This is a genomic window from Halopenitus salinus, assembly GCF_055397165.1.
On record NZ_AP043853.1, the window covers coordinates 316,432 to 332,130 of the forward strand.

Annotated in this window: 20 protein-coding genes; 11 read left to right on the forward strand and 9 right to left on the reverse strand. The window is 67.7% G+C overall.

Features of this window, described 5'->3' with window-relative positions:
• Positions 1–27: 27 nt before the first annotated feature.
• Positions 28–612 (reverse strand): NAD(P)/FAD-dependent oxidoreductase, encoded by a 585-nt coding sequence (locus ACZ5YD_RS03350; RefSeq protein ID WP_379741549.1) that lies wholly within the window; start codon positions 610–612, stop codon positions 28–30.
• A gap of 151 nt (positions 613–763) precedes the next feature.
• On the opposite strand from ACZ5YD_RS03350, the gene ACZ5YD_RS03355 reads away from it, so the two are divergent.
• Positions 764–2,269 carry an amidase gene (locus ACZ5YD_RS03355; protein WP_379741552.1) on the forward strand — a complete coding sequence of 502 codons (1,506 nt, stop codon included), beginning with the start codon at positions 764–766 and terminating at the stop codon, positions 2,267–2,269.
• Between the two features lie 65 nt (positions 2,270–2,334).
• Here ACZ5YD_RS03355 and ACZ5YD_RS03360 read toward each other — a convergent pair whose 3' ends face one another.
• Entirely contained in the window at positions 2,335–3,096 is a 762-nt protein-coding gene (locus ACZ5YD_RS03360; RefSeq protein ID WP_379741555.1) for a LamB/YcsF family protein, read from the reverse strand.
• A 134-nt stretch (positions 3,097–3,230) separates the two neighbouring features.
• Here ACZ5YD_RS03360 and ACZ5YD_RS03365 point away from each other — a divergent pair, with 134 nt between their 5' ends.
• Positions 3,231–3,491, forward strand: coding sequence for a ubiquitin-like small modifier protein 1 (locus tag ACZ5YD_RS03365; RefSeq protein ID WP_379741558.1), 261 nt, complete (start codon positions 3,231–3,233; stop codon positions 3,489–3,491).
• Between the two features lie 6 nt (positions 3,492–3,497).
• Here ACZ5YD_RS03365 and ACZ5YD_RS03370 read toward each other — a convergent pair whose 3' ends face one another.
• Positions 3,498–4,802, reverse strand: a complete 1,305-nt coding sequence (locus tag ACZ5YD_RS03370) for an acetamidase/formamidase family protein (protein ID WP_379741561.1) — start codon at positions 4,800–4,802, stop codon at positions 3,498–3,500.
• A gap of 86 nt (positions 4,803–4,888) precedes the next feature.
• Between ACZ5YD_RS03370 and ACZ5YD_RS03375 the strand changes: the two genes are divergently transcribed.
• Positions 4,889–5,074: a hypothetical protein gene (locus ACZ5YD_RS03375; RefSeq protein WP_379741564.1), complete on the forward strand. Its 186-nt coding sequence runs from the start codon at positions 4,889–4,891 to the stop codon at positions 5,072–5,074.
• Between the two features lie 52 nt (positions 5,075–5,126).
• Here the strand turns inward: ACZ5YD_RS03375 and dpsA (ACZ5YD_RS03380) are convergent, their stop codons facing one another.
• The 3 genes from dpsA (ACZ5YD_RS03380) to dpsA (ACZ5YD_RS03390) are packed head-to-tail and all read right to left on the reverse strand — an operon-like array spanning position 5,127 to position 6,820.
• Complete coding sequence (dpsA, locus tag ACZ5YD_RS03380; RefSeq protein ID WP_379741567.1) at positions 5,127–5,684, reverse strand: DNA starvation/stationary phase protection protein DpsA; 558 nt, start codon at positions 5,682–5,684, stop codon at positions 5,127–5,129.
• 2 nt (positions 5,685–5,686) lie between these two features.
• Positions 5,687–6,262 (reverse strand): DNA starvation/stationary phase protection protein DpsA, encoded by a 576-nt coding sequence (dpsA, locus tag ACZ5YD_RS03385; RefSeq protein ID WP_379741570.1) that lies wholly within the window; start codon positions 6,260–6,262, stop codon positions 5,687–5,689.
• Between the two features lie 12 nt (positions 6,263–6,274).
• Positions 6,275–6,820, reverse strand: coding sequence for a DNA starvation/stationary phase protection protein DpsA (dpsA, locus tag ACZ5YD_RS03390; RefSeq protein ID WP_379741573.1), 546 nt, complete (start codon positions 6,818–6,820; stop codon positions 6,275–6,277).
• Between the two features lie 377 nt (positions 6,821–7,197).
• Between dpsA (ACZ5YD_RS03390) and ACZ5YD_RS03395 the strand changes: the two genes are divergently transcribed.
• The 3 genes from ACZ5YD_RS03395 (at position 7,198) to ACZ5YD_RS03405 (ending at position 9,141) form a co-directional block, all read left to right on the forward strand.
• Positions 7,198–7,617, forward strand: a complete 420-nt coding sequence (locus tag ACZ5YD_RS03395; protein ID WP_379741576.1) for a metal-dependent transcriptional regulator — start codon at positions 7,198–7,200, stop codon at positions 7,615–7,617.
• Between the two features lie 80 nt (positions 7,618–7,697).
• Positions 7,698–8,633 (forward strand): D-2-hydroxyacid dehydrogenase, encoded by a 936-nt coding sequence (gene ddh, locus ACZ5YD_RS03400; RefSeq protein WP_379741579.1) that lies wholly within the window; start codon positions 7,698–7,700, stop codon positions 8,631–8,633.
• 91 nt (positions 8,634–8,724) lie between these two features.
• Positions 8,725–9,141 (forward strand): CoA-binding protein, encoded by a 417-nt coding sequence (locus tag ACZ5YD_RS03405; RefSeq protein ID WP_379741581.1) that lies wholly within the window; start codon positions 8,725–8,727, stop codon positions 9,139–9,141.
• Positions 9,142–9,176: 35 nt separating this feature from the next.
• On the opposite strand, the gene ACZ5YD_RS03410 is transcribed toward ACZ5YD_RS03405, so the two are convergent.
• A complete protein-coding gene (locus ACZ5YD_RS03410; RefSeq protein ID WP_379741584.1) occupies positions 9,177–9,398 on the reverse strand; it encodes a hypothetical protein in 222 nt (73 codons plus the stop codon).
• Between the two features lie 101 nt (positions 9,399–9,499).
• Between ACZ5YD_RS03410 and ACZ5YD_RS03415 the strand changes: the two genes are divergently transcribed.
• On the forward strand, positions 9,500–9,970 hold the full coding sequence (locus ACZ5YD_RS03415) for a cupin domain-containing protein (RefSeq protein WP_379741587.1): 471 nt from the start codon (positions 9,500–9,502) through the stop codon (positions 9,968–9,970).
• Between the two features lie 33 nt (positions 9,971–10,003).
• On the opposite strand, the gene ACZ5YD_RS03420 is transcribed toward ACZ5YD_RS03415, so the two are convergent.
• Complete coding sequence (locus ACZ5YD_RS03420) at positions 10,004–10,984, reverse strand: PLP-dependent cysteine synthase family protein (RefSeq protein ID WP_379741590.1); 981 nt, start codon at positions 10,982–10,984, stop codon at positions 10,004–10,006.
• Positions 10,985–11,156: 172 nt separating this feature from the next.
• Between ACZ5YD_RS03420 and ACZ5YD_RS03425 the strand changes: the two genes are divergently transcribed.
• The 4 genes from ACZ5YD_RS03425 (at position 11,157) to ACZ5YD_RS03440 (ending at position 14,820) form a co-directional block, all read left to right on the forward strand.
• On the forward strand, positions 11,157–11,987 hold the full coding sequence (locus ACZ5YD_RS03425) for an MBL fold metallo-hydrolase (protein ID WP_379741593.1): 831 nt from the start codon (positions 11,157–11,159) through the stop codon (positions 11,985–11,987).
• A gap of 155 nt (positions 11,988–12,142) precedes the next feature.
• On the forward strand, positions 12,143–13,570 hold the full coding sequence (locus ACZ5YD_RS03430; RefSeq protein WP_379741596.1) for a hypothetical protein: 1,428 nt from the start codon (positions 12,143–12,145) through the stop codon (positions 13,568–13,570).
• A gap of 68 nt (positions 13,571–13,638) precedes the next feature.
• On the forward strand, positions 13,639–14,544 hold the full coding sequence (locus ACZ5YD_RS03435; protein WP_379741599.1) for a hypothetical protein: 906 nt from the start codon (positions 13,639–13,641) through the stop codon (positions 14,542–14,544).
• Positions 14,545–14,667: 123 nt separating this feature from the next.
• Positions 14,668–14,820 (forward strand): hypothetical protein, encoded by a 153-nt coding sequence (locus ACZ5YD_RS03440; RefSeq protein WP_379741602.1) that lies wholly within the window; start codon positions 14,668–14,670, stop codon positions 14,818–14,820.
• A 45-nt stretch (positions 14,821–14,865) separates the two neighbouring features.
• Here the strand turns inward: ACZ5YD_RS03440 and ACZ5YD_RS03445 are convergent, their stop codons facing one another.
• Entirely contained in the window at positions 14,866–15,699 is an 834-nt protein-coding gene (locus ACZ5YD_RS03445; RefSeq protein ID WP_379741605.1) for a metal-sulfur cluster assembly factor, read from the reverse strand.

Sequence of the window (15,699 nt, forward strand, 5' to 3'; positions counted from 1 at the left end):
CGAACACATGCCCGTTCGTTTCGGGACCTACTCCTCGACCAGCGATCCGAACAGCTGGTCCGCGTCCGCGGGCACGTCGAAGTCGTGGTAGTGTTCGCCCTTCTCCTTGCTCAAGACGTTGAGGGCCGCCGCGGCGCCGTCGCCCGCCGAGATGACCGCCTGCCACTCCTCGGCGCGCACCATCGCGCCGGTCGCGTAGGCGTCGTCGACGGACGTCTCCATCGTCACGTCGACGTCGACGACGTCCTCGTCCGTGAACGCACAGCCGAGCGACTCCGCGAGGTCGCGGTTCGCGCCGGTCGCGAGGACGACGTAGTCGGCCTCGTGTTCCTCGCCGTCGGCAGAAACGACGAACCCGTCGTCCGCCCCGGAGACGTCGGTCACCTCGCTCCCCTGGTGACGTTCGACGCCGAAGTCGTCGACCTGGTCGCGAAGCGTGTCCAGGTAGACCGACCCGTCGATCGACCCGATCCCGGGATAGTTGAACAGGTGGGCCTTGTGCATCCAGGTGTCGTCGCCGTCGAAGACCGCCGTCTCCAGGCCGTTCTTCGCGGTGAAAAGCGCCGCGGTCAGTCCCGCCGGGCCGCCGCCGATCACGAGTACGTCAGCCATGATCCATCGATCGTCGTCCGTGGCCATAAACCTCCGTGAAGCGGAATTCGGCTGCTGCGGTACTTCCGTTCGCGAACCGCGGTGAGTGATTCGTCCACGAACTGCAGTACCATTATACTGACGTGGTGCGTTATCACGGCCGTATTAATCCATGACCGGATCATTTGACCTACAGGAGGCGACGATCGCGGACGTACACGCGGCCTACGAGGCCGACGAGCTCACCTGTGTCGAGCTCGTCGATGCGTATCTCGATCGCATCGAGGCGTACGACGAGAACGGCCCGGCGCTCAACGCGATCATCAACGTCAATCCGGACGTCGGAGAGCGCGCGGCGGAACTCGATGCGGCGTTCGAGGAGAGCGGGTTCGTCGGATCGCTACACGGGATCCCGTTCGTCGTGAAGGACCAAGTCGAGACGGCGGACGTCACCACGACGTTCGGCTCCGAGGCGTTCTCCGACTATCTGCCGGCCGAGGACGCGACGCTCATCAAGCGGCTTCGGGCGGAAGGTGCCGTCATTCTGGCGAAGACGAACCTTCCGGACTGGGCGACCTCGTGGTTCGGCTACTCCTCGGCCAACGGTCGAACGAAGAACCCCTACGACCTCGAGCGGGACCCGGGCGGATCGAGCAGCGGAACCGGAGCCGCCGTCGCCGCGAACCTCGGGACCGTGGGAATCGGCGAGGACACGGGCGGGTCGATCAGGCTCCCGGCCTCGTTCAACAACCTCTTCGGGATCCGCGTGACGCCCGGCCTGCTCAGCCGAACCGGCATGTCGCCGCTCGTCGCCTCCCAGGACACGCCGGGACCGATGGCACGCTCCGCCGAGGAGCTCGCGATCGTCCTCGATGCGACGGTCGGGTACGACCCCGACGACGAGTACACGGCGGCGACGGAGCTCACGGATGATGCGGGCTCCTACGTCGACGACCTGGACCCTGACGCGCTCGATGGTGCACGCATCGGGATCCTCAGGGATGCCTTCGGCGACCCGGACGATCCCCAAAGTGGGCCCGTTACACGGCGCGTCGAGGAAGCGATCGAGGTAATGGGAGACGCCGGCGCCGACATCGTGGACCCAGTTCGCGTTCCGGACCTCGACGAGCACCTGGAGGCGACCTCGCTGTACATCCTCCAGTCGAAACGCGACCTGAACGAGTTCTTCGCCGCTCGCGAGGATGCGCCCGTCGACTCCGTCGCCGATCTCTACGAGTCGGGACAGTACCACGAGATCCTGGACCTGTTCATCGGCATCGCCGAGGACGGTCCCGACGATCCGGAATCGGACCCGGAATACTGGGAAAGCGTGGCCGCACAGCTGTCCTTCCAGCGTGACGTCCTCAACGTCTATGCCGCGAACGACCTCGACGCCCTGCTCTGTCCGGACGTGCAGGTCGTTCCGCCGAAGGCCTCGGAGATCGAGTCCGGAGAGCTCGACACGCTGACGTTCCCGACGAACACCGTCCTCGCCTCACAGTCGGGTCTGTGTGCAGTCTCCGTGCCGGCCGGACTGACGGACGACGGTCTTCCGGTCGGCGTCGAGTTCATCGGAAAACCGTACGACGAGGCGACGATACTCTCCCTGGCTCATGCCTTCGATCAGCGCAGTGAGCCGAGGCGACCACCGGAGACGGCTCCACCCCTCGAGGAGTAGCGTCGTGTGGCCGCAAGCCGCCGTCCCGTGGTGGCTTGCGCTCGACGCCCACGACCTCGGACGGCTCAAACGATCGTCGACAGCGGGGCCAGTTCGACGTCGTACGCCTCGATACGATCGTGGATGGTCTCGAGGATCTCCACCGCGTTCGGCGTATCGCCGTGGATACAGATGCTGTCGGCCGGCACGTCTATCGTCTCGCCGTTGGCGGCCTCCACTCGTCCCTCAAGGGCGATGTTCACAAAGCGGTCCGCGACGAGTTCCGGATCGAGACCCCGCTTCTCACGTTCGACGATGAGGCTGCGGTCCGCCCGATAGGTCAGGTCCACGTATCCCTCGAATACGCATCGTAGCCCCTCGATCTCCTCCGCGACTTCGTAGATGTTCATATCGGTTGCTAAGTAGATCAGGTCCGGGTCCACCTCCAGTATACCCTCCATTACGGCTCGAGCGTGTTCCCGGCTCTCGGAGAGCATCGAGTACATCGCGCCGTGGGGTTTCACGTGTTGGATCGACGATCCGTTCGCCTCGGCGAACGCCGACAGTGCACCGAGTTGATAGACGACGTACTCCCGAAGTTCCCGCGGCGTCGCGTCCATCGTTCGACGGCCGAATCCCATCTTGTCGGGTAGTCCCGGATGGACGCCGATCCCCACGTCGTGCTCAGCCGCGAGCGCTACCGTCTCGCGCATGACGTGTGGGTCTCCGGCGTGATATCCCCCCGCGATGTTGGCCGACGTGACGTACGGCATCACCTCCTCGTCGCGCCCCATCGACCAGTTTCCGAAGCTCTCGCCCATATCACAGTTGACGTCGATCCGGACCATGCTCGACCCGTGACGACCGGTGACAATGAACCTTCCCCGGTCGCGGGGAGCCGGCGTCTCGTCGACTCGGCCCGCGGTCCGGGATTTCGATCCTCCCCACCCCAGTTTATCATCTCGGACGCGCAAGGTCCACCATGGAGATCACCGTCTACGGTCCGCTTCGCGCCGCGACCGGCGGCAAGCGGGTCGACGTCGAGTTCGACGGCGGGACGGTCGCGGAGGCGCTCGAGGCGCTGATCGAGGCGTACCCTCGGACGAAGCCGCATCTCGTCGACGACGACGGGGCGTTCGAATCGAGCGTCCGCGTCTCGATCGACGGCGAGTCCGCGGCGCTCGAGGACACCTGTTCGGCGGACGCCACGATCGGCGTTCACCCGGCGATGCGCGGCGGGTGACCCCGCTTATAGGTCGTACTGCTCGCGGACGAGGTGGCCGATCCCACGGTCCTCGAGGACGTCCATGGGCGCGAGCATCGTGAGCTGGACGACGCCCGGCAGGCGACCGATCTCGACCCCGCCGGTGAACGTACACCGGGTGCGAACCTCGCCCTCGCTCATCCCGAGCAGGTCGCCCGCGCGGTCGAAGGCGTTCTGGGTGGCGTCGTTGATCGTCGCGCCCGAGCCGATCACCTGGATCGGACCCATGTCCGTCTCGACGTCCACGCCGTACTCCGCGCCGAGCGCGCGGCCGCGCTCGCGATCCTCGTCGCTGTACGGCTTCGCGATGTGCGAGAGATCCTCCTCGTTGGGCAGAAGGAGGGGACCGTCGATGTCGAGCCCCTGGATGACCTCCACCTCGAACTCCGCGTGACCGCTCACGTCCGTGGTGTGGAGGGCGAGCTCGCCGTCGCCCTGGTTGGCGTGCATGTCGCCGACGTAGATCCCGCCACCGTCGACCTTCACCGGACAGATCAGGACCGCGCCCTCGCGGACCGCGTTGACGTCCATGTGCCCGTCCGTCCGCTGTTCGAGCTCGTCCTCGTCGGCGAGCCCCCAGTCGTGGCCGGCGCCGATCAGGAACTGCCCGAAGTCGCCGGCGTTGTGGGAGTCGGGCATCTCGATCGGCGGCGTCGTCCCGATGTTCCCCACGAACGGCCGGAGGTGGCCGAGCGTGCCGGGCATCTCCGAGGGGCCGTACAGCAGGATCGGGTGCTGTCTGGAGTGTTCCGGGAGCGCGATCGCCTCGGCCGCGTTCTCCGCCAGCTCTCCGGCGGCCTCCTCGTCGACCGTGATCCCCACCTCGTAGTCGTCGTCGAAGACGGCGGTGATGCCGTACTCGAAGGCGAACGATGAGGCGTTCGCGCCGCACTCGCTACACCGGATCGACTCCTCGCCGGTCCCCTCGACGACGCTTTCGGGCCACTCCGTGCCGCACTCGGGACACTTGTGGTCGACGAACGGGTCGTCGCCGAAGGCTCCCTCGCGTTCCTCCATCGACCCGGTGCTCGTCGCGACGCTCGTCACCTCGATGTCGCGGATCGTGATGGCGATCGCGTCGCCGACCTCGGCACCCTCGACGGCGATCGGCTTCGTCACCTCGTGGCCGCCGCGGAACTTCGGCGTGATCATCGGCCCCCAGCAGGCCGGCGGCGTGTGCGTCCGGACGATCCCGCCGTCGGCGACGGTTCCGGCCCACTCCTGGTCGGGCCCGACAAGACCGAGCGTGTACTCGTCGACCTCGAGTTCGGAAGCTACCTGTTGGGACATACTACACGATCATTGATCCGAGATCGGCTTAACCCTGTCCACCGCTATCCGAACCTTTTTCTTTTTAGGCCTCCCTAAACGAATCGATGACAACGTCTCGCAGCCGGCCGTCGGACGCCGACGCGGCGAGTGATTCGGCCGACGACTCCCGGATCGACGATGCTCCCGAGTTGAACGTCTACGAAATTCACTCCGAGCGGACCGTCCTCACCGAACCGGGCAACACCGACGGGTGGATCGCGAGCGACACGACGGTCACGCCGTCGGATTGAGCGCCCGATCCCTCCGATCGAATTCCGAACCGACTTTCGAACTGCCCTCCGATCAGCGTCGAACCAGCGTGTCGTCCGCGAGGAATCTCTCGAGCGCGTGTGCGTCCTCCTCGAGCGTTTTGAGGTGTTCGCGTAGCAGCTCGCCGGTCGTTTCGTCGCCGCGTTCCTCCACCCGTTCGACGTGCTCGCGCATCCGCACCGCGAGCGTCGCGTAGCCGTCCAGATCGCGTTCGAGCGACGACCGCACGTCGTAGTGGTGGGCCGGCTCGATGTGGATGGGCGCGTGCTGTCTGATCCCCATCGGACCGCAGACCGGCACGCCGCCGAGCGCGTGGACGCGGATCGCGAAGTCGTCGGTTATCCCGCTCAGCCGGTCGGCGGCGTCCTCGAGGAAGTCGCCGACGTCGTTCGACTCCGCCCCCTCGACGAGCCAGCCGTGTTTGCGAACCTGGTTGAACAGGAGGTAGAGCCCCGACAGCTCGGCGTTCAACGCGTCGATCGACCGTTTCGCGGTCTCCCGATCGAGTCGGAGGTCGTTCTCGCCGACCGTGTCCCACTCGCGGCGGACGCGCCCCGCCTCGGGTCTCCGAAGGTGTGGTGTACTCGCCATGGTTATCCGAGTGCGCCCTCCCGGACGAGCGTGTCGTCCTCGAGCATCTGTTCGATCTCGTCGGCGTCCGCCTCGAGCTCCCGGAGGTGATCCCGGAGGCGCTCTCCGGTCCCGGAGTCTCCCAGCTCCTCCGCGAGTCCCACGTGCTCGCGCATGCTCGCGACCAGCGTCGCGTACCCCTCGAGATCACCCTCGAGCGAGGCCCGGAGGTCGTAGAGGTCCTCGGCTTCGAGGTGGACCTCGGCGTGGTCCTGGATGGTCGGCGGGGTGTTCGGCGGGACCCCGCCGAGTTCGACGATCCGAACGGCGAGGTCGTCGTTGATCGACCGGACGCGTTCGTACGCGTCCTCGAGGAACTCGGCCACCTCGTGGAACTCGGCGCCCTCGGCGGTCCAGTAGTGCTTGCGGAGGAGGTAAAACAGGTTGAACGACCCGGCGTGGTCGACGCTGAGCGCGTCGATCACCCGTTCGGCCTCCTCGCGGTCGAGCCGGAGCTCGTTGTCGCCGACGGTTCCCCACTCCTGGCGTCGCTCGCCGACGTCGGGCTCGCGGATCAGACCGATCTGTCCGTCGGTCATCGTCCTCGCATCTCAGTGGGTCGCCTCCTCGAGGACGAGCGTGTCGTCCTCGAGGAAGTGTTCGATCTCGTGGGCGCCGTCCTCGAGGTCCTCGAGAACGTCACGGAGCAGCTCGCCGGTCGCGTAGTCCCCGAGGTCCTCGGCCAGCGAGACGTGGTCGCGCACGGACTCGATGACGTCGCCGTACATCTCGAGGTCGTGTTCCATCGACGTGCGGACGTCGTAGACGTCCTCGCCCTCGAACTCGACGGGCGCGTGCGACTCGAGCGTGCTCGGCCCGCTGATCGGAACGCCGCCGAGCGCCTGGACCCGCTCTGCGATGTCGTCGGCGTTGTCCTCCGCGTCCTCCGCGGCGTCGCCGAACCAGTCGTGGAGCTGTTCGAACTCCGCGCCCTCGACGTTCCAGTGGTGCTTGCGAAGCTGGTGGTAGAGGACGTACGTCGCCGCGAGGTCGGTGTTCAACGCGTCGATCACCTGTTCGGCCTTCTCGACGTCGATCCTGACGGCGTTTTCCTCGACGGTTCCCGCCTCGCGACGGAGCGTCTCCTTGGTGCTCATACCTCCTCCTTGGTGGCCCATCCACATAAATCTTGTCAGAATACGTATAGTTTAGGCACGCCCAAAACCATCTCAACCCGGTCAGACCCGGATTCAGCGTTCTGAGCGTCGGTATTCCGCCGTTTTGGAGGCGCGATGCGAGACTCTCGATCGACCACGAAATGATACTCAAAGGACATTCAGGCGCGTTCGATCCGGTGGCGGACCGTCGCCGGCCGCTCCGTGTTCGTTCGCCCGGGACCCCCGCGAATACCCGCCGGAAGCGAAGGATACATATGGATTTAGGTGAACCTAAAACCGATGCGTTCGATCTGGCGATCGTCCGGTCCCGCGGTTGACCGAACCCTCCCGAGAACGATGGGGCGTTCGCTCCGGTCATGAGCTCGCCGGATCGATACCTGAGGGCGATCTACGCTCTCGAGCGATCACGGGAGGGGGACACACACGTCACCACGGGCGCGGTCGCGGACGTGCTGGACGTCCACCCCTCGAGCGCGACCGAGATGTTCGCCAAGCTCGACGACCGGGATCTGCTCCGGTACGAGAAGTACGAGGGCGTGCGGCTGACCGAGCGGGGTCGCGCCCGAGGTCGATCGCTTCTCGAGAACTCGTGTATCCTCCAGCGATTCCTGCGGGACGTCCTCGACGTCGAGGGATACCGCGAGGAGGCGCAGGCGATCGAGCCGGTTCTCGACCCCGAGGTCGCGGAGCGGCTGTCGACGCTCATCGATCGTCGTTCGCAGTGTCCACGCTGTTTCGACGAGGAGTCGGGTCGGTGCGGTCACATGGGGGAGTGAGGACCTCCCGGCGCGCGCCGACCGGATGCGATCTCGCCGGCGGGACAACGACTATGTCGGTCTCGGCCGCACTCGCAGGCATGCAGCCACCGCAGACGATCGCGATCGACCCGTCCGTACGCGAGTTGTTTCCTCCCGAGGTGCTCGCCGAGCGTCTCGAGGACGTTCCCGTGAGCTTCGAGACGCTCCCCGAGGACGCGGCTCCGGGCGAGTACGACGCGCTCGTCACCTTCGAGTACCGCGAGAACCTGCTGGCCGCCGACCCGGACTGGGTCCACTGCGTCCTCGCGGGCGTCGACACGTTTCCCCTCGGAGACCTCGAGGCGCGCTCGGTCGCGTTGACCAACAGCACCGGCATTCACGGCGACGCGGTGGGCGAGACCGTCCTCGGCTACATGCTGCAGTTCGCCCGGCGGCTCCACGACCACCGCGACGCCGAGGCGACGCGCGAGTGGGAGTACCCCGACTGGAACGTCCCGTTCACGCTCCGCGGCGAGACCGTCTGCGTGGTCGGGCTTGGAACCCTCGGTCGCGGCGTGGCGACCCGCGCCGACGCGATCGGCATGGACGTCGTCGGCGTGCGGCGGACGCCCGTTCCGGTCGAACACGTGGACGAGCTGTACGCCCCGGACGCGCTCGACGCGGCCGTCTCCGACGCGCGGTTCGTCGTCCTGACGGTCCCGCTCACAGAGCGAACCCGCGGGCTCGTCGGGGCCGACGAGCTTTCGGCGATGTCCGAGGACGCCTACCTCGTCAACGTCGCGCGCGGCCGGGTCGTCGACCAGGACGCGCTCGTCGAGGAACTCCGGGCGGGCGGGCTCGCCGGCGCCGCCCTCGACGTGACCGATCCCGAGCCGCTGCCCGACGATTCTCCGCTCTGGGAGATGGACGAGGTCGTCGTCACCCCCCACGCCGCCGCCGCGACGCGCGACTACGTCGACCGGGTGGCGGCCATCGTCCGCGAGAACTGCAGGCGGCTCGAGGCGGACGAGGCGCTCGCGAACCGGGTCGTCTGAGGAGTCGGAGCGTTCGCCGGTCGCATCGATGGTGCGGCGTCCCCGACCCCGCCGGCGTGTATTTTTCACCCGGGGTCGCGTAGGTTCGCCCATGAGCGACGACGTCATCGACGGCCTGCTCGACGCGGAGACGATCGCCGTGGTCGGCTGCTCGCGCTCGCCCGAGAAGGCCGCCCATCGGGTGCCGAAGTACCTCCAGGAACACGGCTACCGGATCGTGCCGATCAACCCCAACGCCGAGTCGATCCTCGGCGAGACGGCCTACGACCGGCTCACGGACGTCCCCGCGGACGTCAAGATCGACGTCGTCGACGTGTTCCGGCCGAGCGAGGACGTCCCCGCGGTGGTCGACGGCGTCCTCGCCAGGCGCGATGCCGCCGGCGACGTCGCCGGGCTCTGGCTCCAGCTCGGCATCCGCAACGACGAGGCGGCGGCGCGCGCGGAGGCGGCCGGGATCGCGGTCGTCCAGGACCGCTGTATGAAGGTCGAACACGGCCGGCTCAGGTAGGTGCACACGGACTGCTCACAGCGGTTCACACGGAGCTAACAACACCCGATTTCGTCCGGATTCCACTCACACGCATCGCCCGTGGTGAGTTCGTTCTCGTCGATGTGGGCCGAGAGACAGGCGTAGTTGCAGAAATACCGAGGCGACCCACAGTCGTCCTCACAATCGCGGACGCAGATCGGGTCGTGATCGAAGATACGCGACCCACAGTACGCACACGTCTCGTCCGCGTCCGGTGTCGTGATCGTCGTGGACATACCCGCCTCACGGGAGGGATCACCGAAAACGTTTCGTGGAGTTGCTCACCCACACCTCCGTGCAGTACCTTGTTCACGCTCCGGGCCGTATTCGAATCCGCATGCAAACGATCGACGTCGACGACCTCGATGCCGCAGAGGGCCCGCAGAACCGCGCCAGCGTCTCGGAGCCCCTCGACGCCGAGGACTTCGCGATGAACTACTACGCGCTCGATCCGGGCGAGGCGTTCACCGGCGGCCTCCACGCGCACCTCGACCAGGAGGAGACGTTCCTCGTCCTCGAGGGCGAGGCGACCTTCGAGACGGCCCCGAGTCCGACGGCCGAGACGGAGACGGTCACCGTGAGCGCGGGACAGCTGGTCCGCTTCGAGCCCGGCGAGTACCAGCAGGGGCGCAACGAGTCGGACGAGCCCCTCCGCGCGCTCGCGATGGGCACCCCACAGGAGTCGACCGACGTTCGGGTCGCCGGCCCGTGTGAGGAGTGCGGCGAGAGCGAATATCTCCGGTTCGCGATGGTCGACGGAACCCCGACGCTCGAGTGTCCCGACTGCGGTGCGGAATCGGCGATCTGACCGCAGCAAGGAGTCGCCACCGGGAAACCGCGGTCACGACGTCCACTCCTCGAAGGACCGGTAGACGCCCTTCGAGAGGTACCGCTCGGCCGAATCGGGGAACATCGTCACCACGGCGTCGTGGGGAACGTCGAGCTCGCCGCGATCGATGCGCTCCGCGACGGTCCGTGCCGCGACGCAGTTCGCCGCCGACGAGGAGGCGACGATGTGGCCCTCCTCCGCGGCGAGCCGCGACATCTCCTCGTGGGTTTCCCGGTCCGGAACCGTCTCGATGGCGTCGACCAGGTCGGGATCGAACAGGTCGTTCGTCTCGACGTCGTGAGTCCCGATCCCCTCGGTCTTGTACGCCTCGTGTTCGACCTCCTCGCCGAGGAACTCCCGGTAGGCCGACCCCTCGGGCTCGACCGCGACGACGTGGGTGTCGGGCTCGCGCTCGAGGAAGTACTCCGCGAGCCCCATGAGCGTCCCGCCGGTGCCACAGCCGATCACGATGGCGCCGACCTCGCCCGAGAGCGCGTCGTCGATCTCCGGCGCGGTCGTCTCGCGATGCGTCTCGACGTTGAGCGGGTTCGAGAACTGCTGGGGAACGGCGGCGTTGTCGAGCTCGTCCGCGAGCTCGTGGGCGCGATCGATGGCGTAGCCCATCCCCTCCTCGCTCGGCGTGTTGATCACGTCGGCCCCGAGCGCGCGCATCAGCTGCTGTTTCTCGACGGAGAAGCGCTCGGGGACGACGAAGACGGCCTGCAGGTCGAGCTGGCCGGCCGCGACCGCGATCCCGATCCCCGTGTTCCCCGCTGTCGGCTCGATCACGGTGCCGCCGGGTTCGAGGTCGCCGCGATCGAGCATCCGCTCGAGGATGTACTTCCCGATGCGGTCCTTGACGCTCGCGCCCGGGTTGAACGACTCGAGCTTCGCGTACACCGGCACCGAATCCGGGGACGCGTGGACGCGAACGAGGGGCGTCTCGCCGATCGTCTCGTTGACCGACGAGACCGGCTCGCGGCAGGGACTCATGTCCGGAGGGTCTACCCGACCCCTTGTGTAGGTTTCCATCGTTTGGAGATGGCGGGGACGGCTTCGAGGCCGGGGAAACGGAGTCCTCCTCCGAAACGGTCGTTTCGAGACGGGGAGCGATCCCCTTCCGGTCTCCGCAACGGTTAGGGTGCCGCCGGTTCGATGCCGGGACATGGTTCACTCGGACTGGGGCGACTGGCTGCCACGCGCCGTCGCGGATGCGGACCCCGAGACGGTCGCGCTCTGGTACCTCGGCTGCAACGGCTTCGCGATCAAGGGCTCCGACGGGACGGTCCTGTGGATCGATCCGTACCTGGGGACCGGCGACCCGCCGCGGACGACCCGGATGATCCCCGTTCCATTCGATCCGGCGGACGTGACCGACGCCGACGCGCTGTTCGTCACCCACGAGCACACCGACCACGTTCACGGCCCCTCGCAGGCGCCGATCCTCGCGGGCACCGACGCGGACCTCATTGGCCCGGACGACTCGCTCGCGGTCGCACGCGAGGAGAACTGGACCGACCGGTGGGACGTCTCCGACGACCAGTTCACCGAGATCGAGGAGGGGGACACCGTTCGAGTCGGCGGGTTCGCGGTCGACGTCGTCGAGGTCCACGACCCCGACGCGACCCACCCGGTCGGGTACGTGATCCGCCACGACGACGCGGCGATCTTCCACGGCGGCGATACGAAACACTCGGCGGTGCTCGAGGCCGTCGGCGAGCGATACGACGTCGATCTCGGCATCCTCGCGTTCGGCTCGGCCGGGACGATCCCCGACAAGGAGACGCGCGAGCCCGCCTACACCAAGTGGTACGCGGACGAGAACGAGGTCGTCGACGCCGCCAGGGCGATCCGTGCCGACCGCCTCCTGCCCACCCACTGGGACATGTGGAAGGGGCTCACCGCCGACCCGACCGCGCTGCACCCGCACGTGCGGAGCTTCGAGTACCCGCGGTCGCTTCGGATCGCGGAGATCGGCGATCGCGTGGATCTGTAACCGGATCGAACCCGTCACATCCGATCGCCACCCGGATCACGTCCCCTGGCTGACCGGATCGCGCGCCGCGAACGAGGGCACCGTCGAGGCGATCGATTCTCCCGCGTGATATTCGGCCCCCACGTTTTAAGAGGCTACTCGCGAACCGATGTTCCATGAGCGATTCGCAGTCGACGACGGAGCGCGTTCTCGAGGAGGACGGGATCTCGGTCCGAAAGTCGTTTTCCACCGACGAGTTCCCCGTTCCCGCGGTCACGTTCCACTTCGAGTCCACGCGGGACGAGCCGGTTCGGATCCGAGTGACCGACACGATCCCGGAGTCGTTCCCGATGGAGCGGGTCGGCTTCCACCCGGAGTTCGAGAGCGAACACTGGACGGCCTACAGCGACCACCGGGTCGAGTTCGAGCGGCTCCTCGAGCCCGGCGAGACGGTCCAAACGGTCTACGGGATCCGCGGCGACGGGATCGATCCGGAGTCGTTCCTCTCGCTGCCGTCCGTCGATCACGTCCCGGAGGGCGAGCCCATGGAGGACGTGTTGGGCGCCGACGGGACCGCTCCGGTTCGCGAGGTCATCTCGGGCGACCGGGAGTCGCTTCCGGGCATGGACTCGACGGACGAGTCACCCTCGAGCGACGGTTCGTCGACGACCGACGATTCGTCCTCATCCGACGGTTCGTCCGTAACCGACGCCGACGCGGCGACCGCCGACGGCGAGGACGACGAGACCGTCGATGCCGCGGCGGCGGACGCCGGAGACGACGAGACGTCCCCGCGGCCCGACCCGCGTCCGGTCGATTCCGCCGGGACGAGCCCCGCGGTGACGGCCGGTTCCCGCGAATCGTCGGCGGACGACGCTGACGAATCCGAGGCCGGGACGGACGAATCCGAGACCCGAACCGATGACGAGGATCTATCCGAGTCCGGATCGGTCGCGGCCGCGTTGGCGGCCGAGATCCGGGCGGGAGAGATTGACGACGCCGATCTGGAACTCCTGCGTTCGGAACTCGATCTCGATTCGGACGACGCCGACGTAGAGGTCCCCCGAAGCGTCGACGTTCGGATCAGCCGCCTCCAGTCGCGCATGGAGGACCTGGCCGCCTACTCCGACGCCCTCGAGGAGTTCATCGACGAGCAGGGCACGGCCTCGGAGGTTCTCGAGCGGGCCCAATCGCGCGTCGAGGAAGTCTCGGACCGGATGGACGACCTCGAGGGGCGAGCCGACGAGGCCGCCGACGAGCGCGCCGGGCTCGAGGACGGTCTCGCGGATCTCGAGGACGAGATCGACTCGATCGCCGACGATCTCTCCGCCGCGACGGATCGGATGGACGACGCAGAAGCGCAGCTCGCGGAGCTCGACGGGCTCGCAGAAACGGTCGAGGACCTCGAGGGAACCGTCGACGGCCTCGATACGGAGATCGGCGACGTGCGCGAGGACCTCGCGGACCTCGACTCACGGGTCCGGGACGTGGAGGACGCCGGCGACGACGTCGCGGACCTCGAGTCGGAGATCGAGCGGATCGACCGGGAGCTCGCCGAACTCGAGGAGTTCCGCGAACGCCTCAACGACGCCTTCGGGACCTAAAGCGACCCGCACTCGCCGCCTCGGGTCGGAACGCAATCCGTTTGAACCTCCAGCCCGGAGTGGCGACGATGACCACGCCGGTACCGATCGCGGTCCCCCGAAAGGGACGGCCGCTCGAGGCCGTCCTCGACCGCTTCGCGAACGTGGCCGGCCTCGAGGTGGCGACGCTCGCCGACGACGTCACCTCGACGCTCCGTTACGAGAAGGCCGTGACGAAGGGCGAACTCGCCGCCGACCGAGGACCCTACGAGCGGCTCGCCGACTACTCGACGCCCGCGGATCCCTACGCCCCCGAGTACACCCTGCTTCGTGACGATCGCGAGGGAATGCCGCGCCGGATCGTCTTCGACGCCGTCCGGGTCGACGTGGACGGGGTTCCCGTCGAGCTGATCGGTCGCGAGGAGCCGTTCCGCTCGCTTCGGACCCACGAGTTCGCGCTCGGGTTCGACTCGGCCGACCTCGTCTTGGAGGAGGTCGTCGAGCTGCGCCCGGCCGGCGTCGAGGGGCTCGCGGACGTGAACGACCGCATCGATCCCCGCGAGTCGGACGTCCGCGTGGTCACCGGCCTCGGAGACACGGTGTATCACACGCTCATGGCCACGCCGGAACTGCTGCCGGCCGGCGCCGACCTCGACCGCTCGTTCGTGACCGACTTCGGCGGCGACTTCTGCATCTCGCCGCGCTACGAGCGGCTCGTGACCGCGGTGCTCGGCACCGACGCGACCGCCGACCTCACGTTCACCTATCCCGATCCCGACCACGGCGAGGAGGAGGCCGCCATCGCCGAGACGGGCCTCGGCGTCTACCTGACCGTGACGGGGTCGACCGCGCGCGAGCACGGACTCGTTCTCGGCGAGCACCTCTTTCCGAGCGAGACCGTCCTCATGCGCAACGCCGCCGAGACCTCGGGCGCGATCGACCGCGTGCGCGACCGGCTCGTTCGCCCCGAGTCCGCCTCCGCGCTCTCCGTGTGAGGCCGGACCGCGGGGTCGACCGCCGCTACCGTGCCACGGGCGCGATCTGTGCGAACGACCACGACCACGACAACAGTCGGAGTCGCCACAACAGTTACCGTCCCGTGGCACCATCCCACACACATGAGCGACGACGACCGGTGCCTCCGGTGCGGCAACGACTTCGAGTACGACCGCGGGAGCTGTCCGAACTGCGGTTGGGACAGCGAGGCCTTCCGGGAGCGGGGCCGGTACGGTCTGGCCCGCCCCGGAACCGGCGAGTGGGATGACGACTGAACGCCTCGCCGAACCCGATCGTTCTCGACCCGATCCGACCCCGAATCACTCGGCGAGCGCCGACTGACGCGACTCGTGGAGCGCGTCACAGACGCCGCCCTGCCCGTCCATGTTCACCCGAGCCAGTCGCGCGCGCCGGTGGACGAGTTCGGCGTCGTCGGGATCGATCGCGTCCCCGTCCGGCGTCCGGAACAGCCGTTCGCTCCGCTCGAAGCGGTCCAGCGCCGCGGCCTTCTCGAGGTACCGCTCCAGCGGCTCGGCGGGAACGGTCACCTCGAAGCCCCGGTCGGGGACGGCGACCGCGATCCTGCTGTCGGCGATCTCGCGATCCAGGTCCGACCGCTCGAGGAGCGCGATCTGTTCGAGATCGAGGCCGGCGGCGAGAAGCGCCTCCGTCGCGCGGTACTGCCGGGAGAGGACCGCCTTCTCGTCGAGGGTCTCACGGAGGTCCGCGATCCCGTCCTCGGCGTCCGGGAACGCCTCCGCGAAGTCGATCCCCTCGTTGATCCCACGATTGACCTCCCGCTCGTGCATGTGTTCTCGAAGCTCGATCCGACACCGATCGACGCCCGGCAACGACTCGACGACGTCCCGGGAGTCGCCCGCCATCATCCACGCGAACGCCGGCGAACACCACGCCGTCGGCAGCGTGAAGGCGACGCGGACGGTCCCGTCCGGCTCGAACCGGATCTCGTCTATGTACTCCAGCTCGACGATCGATCGGTCGAGTTCGGGATCGGTCACCGACGCGAGCGCCTCGCGCACGCGCTCGCGGGAGGGACGATCGCCCTCCTGAGTGGCGTCGTTCTCGGATTCGGGGCTCCCGAGTGTGCCGTCCTCGGGTGCGGAGTCGTCCTCCCGCGTGGATCGCTTCGACAT

Bases quoted from the DNA above. Each gene is read 5' to 3' on its own strand.
- ACZ5YD_RS03350 (WP_379741549.1), bottom strand. From the start codon at position 612: ATGGCTGACGTACTCGTGATCGGCGGCGGCCCGGCGGGACTGACCGCG.
- ACZ5YD_RS03355 (WP_379741552.1), top strand. From the start codon at position 764: ATGACCGGATCATTTGACCTACAGGAGGCGACGATCGCGGACGTACAC.
- ACZ5YD_RS03360 (WP_379741555.1), bottom strand. From the start codon at position 3,096: ATGGTCCGGATCGACGTCAACTGTGATATGGGCGAGAGCTTCGGAAAC.
- ACZ5YD_RS03365 (WP_379741558.1), top strand. From the start codon at position 3,231: ATGGAGATCACCGTCTACGGTCCGCTTCGCGCCGCGACCGGCGGCAAG.
- ACZ5YD_RS03370 (WP_379741561.1), bottom strand. From the start codon at position 4,802: ATGTCCCAACAGGTAGCTTCCGAACTCGAGGTCGACGAGTACACGCTC.
- ACZ5YD_RS03375 (WP_379741564.1), top strand. From the start codon at position 4,889: ATGACAACGTCTCGCAGCCGGCCGTCGGACGCCGACGCGGCGAGTGAT.
- dpsA (WP_379741567.1), bottom strand. From the start codon at position 5,684: ATGGCGAGTACACCACACCTTCGGAGACCCGAGGCGGGGCGCGTCCGC.
- dpsA (WP_379741570.1), bottom strand. From the start codon at position 6,262: ATGACCGACGGACAGATCGGTCTGATCCGCGAGCCCGACGTCGGCGAG.
- dpsA (WP_379741573.1), bottom strand. From the start codon at position 6,820: ATGAGCACCAAGGAGACGCTCCGTCGCGAGGCGGGAACCGTCGAGGAA.
- ACZ5YD_RS03395 (WP_379741576.1), top strand. From the start codon at position 7,198: ATGAGCTCGCCGGATCGATACCTGAGGGCGATCTACGCTCTCGAGCGA.
- ddh (WP_379741579.1), top strand. From the start codon at position 7,698: ATGCAGCCACCGCAGACGATCGCGATCGACCCGTCCGTACGCGAGTTG.
- ACZ5YD_RS03405 (WP_379741581.1), top strand. From the start codon at position 8,725: ATGAGCGACGACGTCATCGACGGCCTGCTCGACGCGGAGACGATCGCC.
- ACZ5YD_RS03410 (WP_379741584.1), bottom strand. From the start codon at position 9,398: ATGTCCACGACGATCACGACACCGGACGCGGACGAGACGTGTGCGTAC.
- ACZ5YD_RS03415 (WP_379741587.1), top strand. From the start codon at position 9,500: ATGCAAACGATCGACGTCGACGACCTCGATGCCGCAGAGGGCCCGCAG.
- ACZ5YD_RS03420 (WP_379741590.1), bottom strand. From the start codon at position 10,984: ATGAGTCCCTGCCGCGAGCCGGTCTCGTCGGTCAACGAGACGATCGGC.
- ACZ5YD_RS03425 (WP_379741593.1), top strand. From the start codon at position 11,157: ATGGTTCACTCGGACTGGGGCGACTGGCTGCCACGCGCCGTCGCGGAT.
- ACZ5YD_RS03430 (WP_379741596.1), top strand. From the start codon at position 12,143: ATGAGCGATTCGCAGTCGACGACGGAGCGCGTTCTCGAGGAGGACGGG.
- ACZ5YD_RS03435 (WP_379741599.1), top strand. From the start codon at position 13,639: ATGACCACGCCGGTACCGATCGCGGTCCCCCGAAAGGGACGGCCGCTC.
- ACZ5YD_RS03440 (WP_379741602.1), top strand. From the start codon at position 14,668: ATGAGCGACGACGACCGGTGCCTCCGGTGCGGCAACGACTTCGAGTAC.
- ACZ5YD_RS03445 (WP_379741605.1), bottom strand. From the start codon at position 15,699: ATGTCGAAGCGATCCACGCGGGAGGACGACTCCGCACCCGAGGACGGC.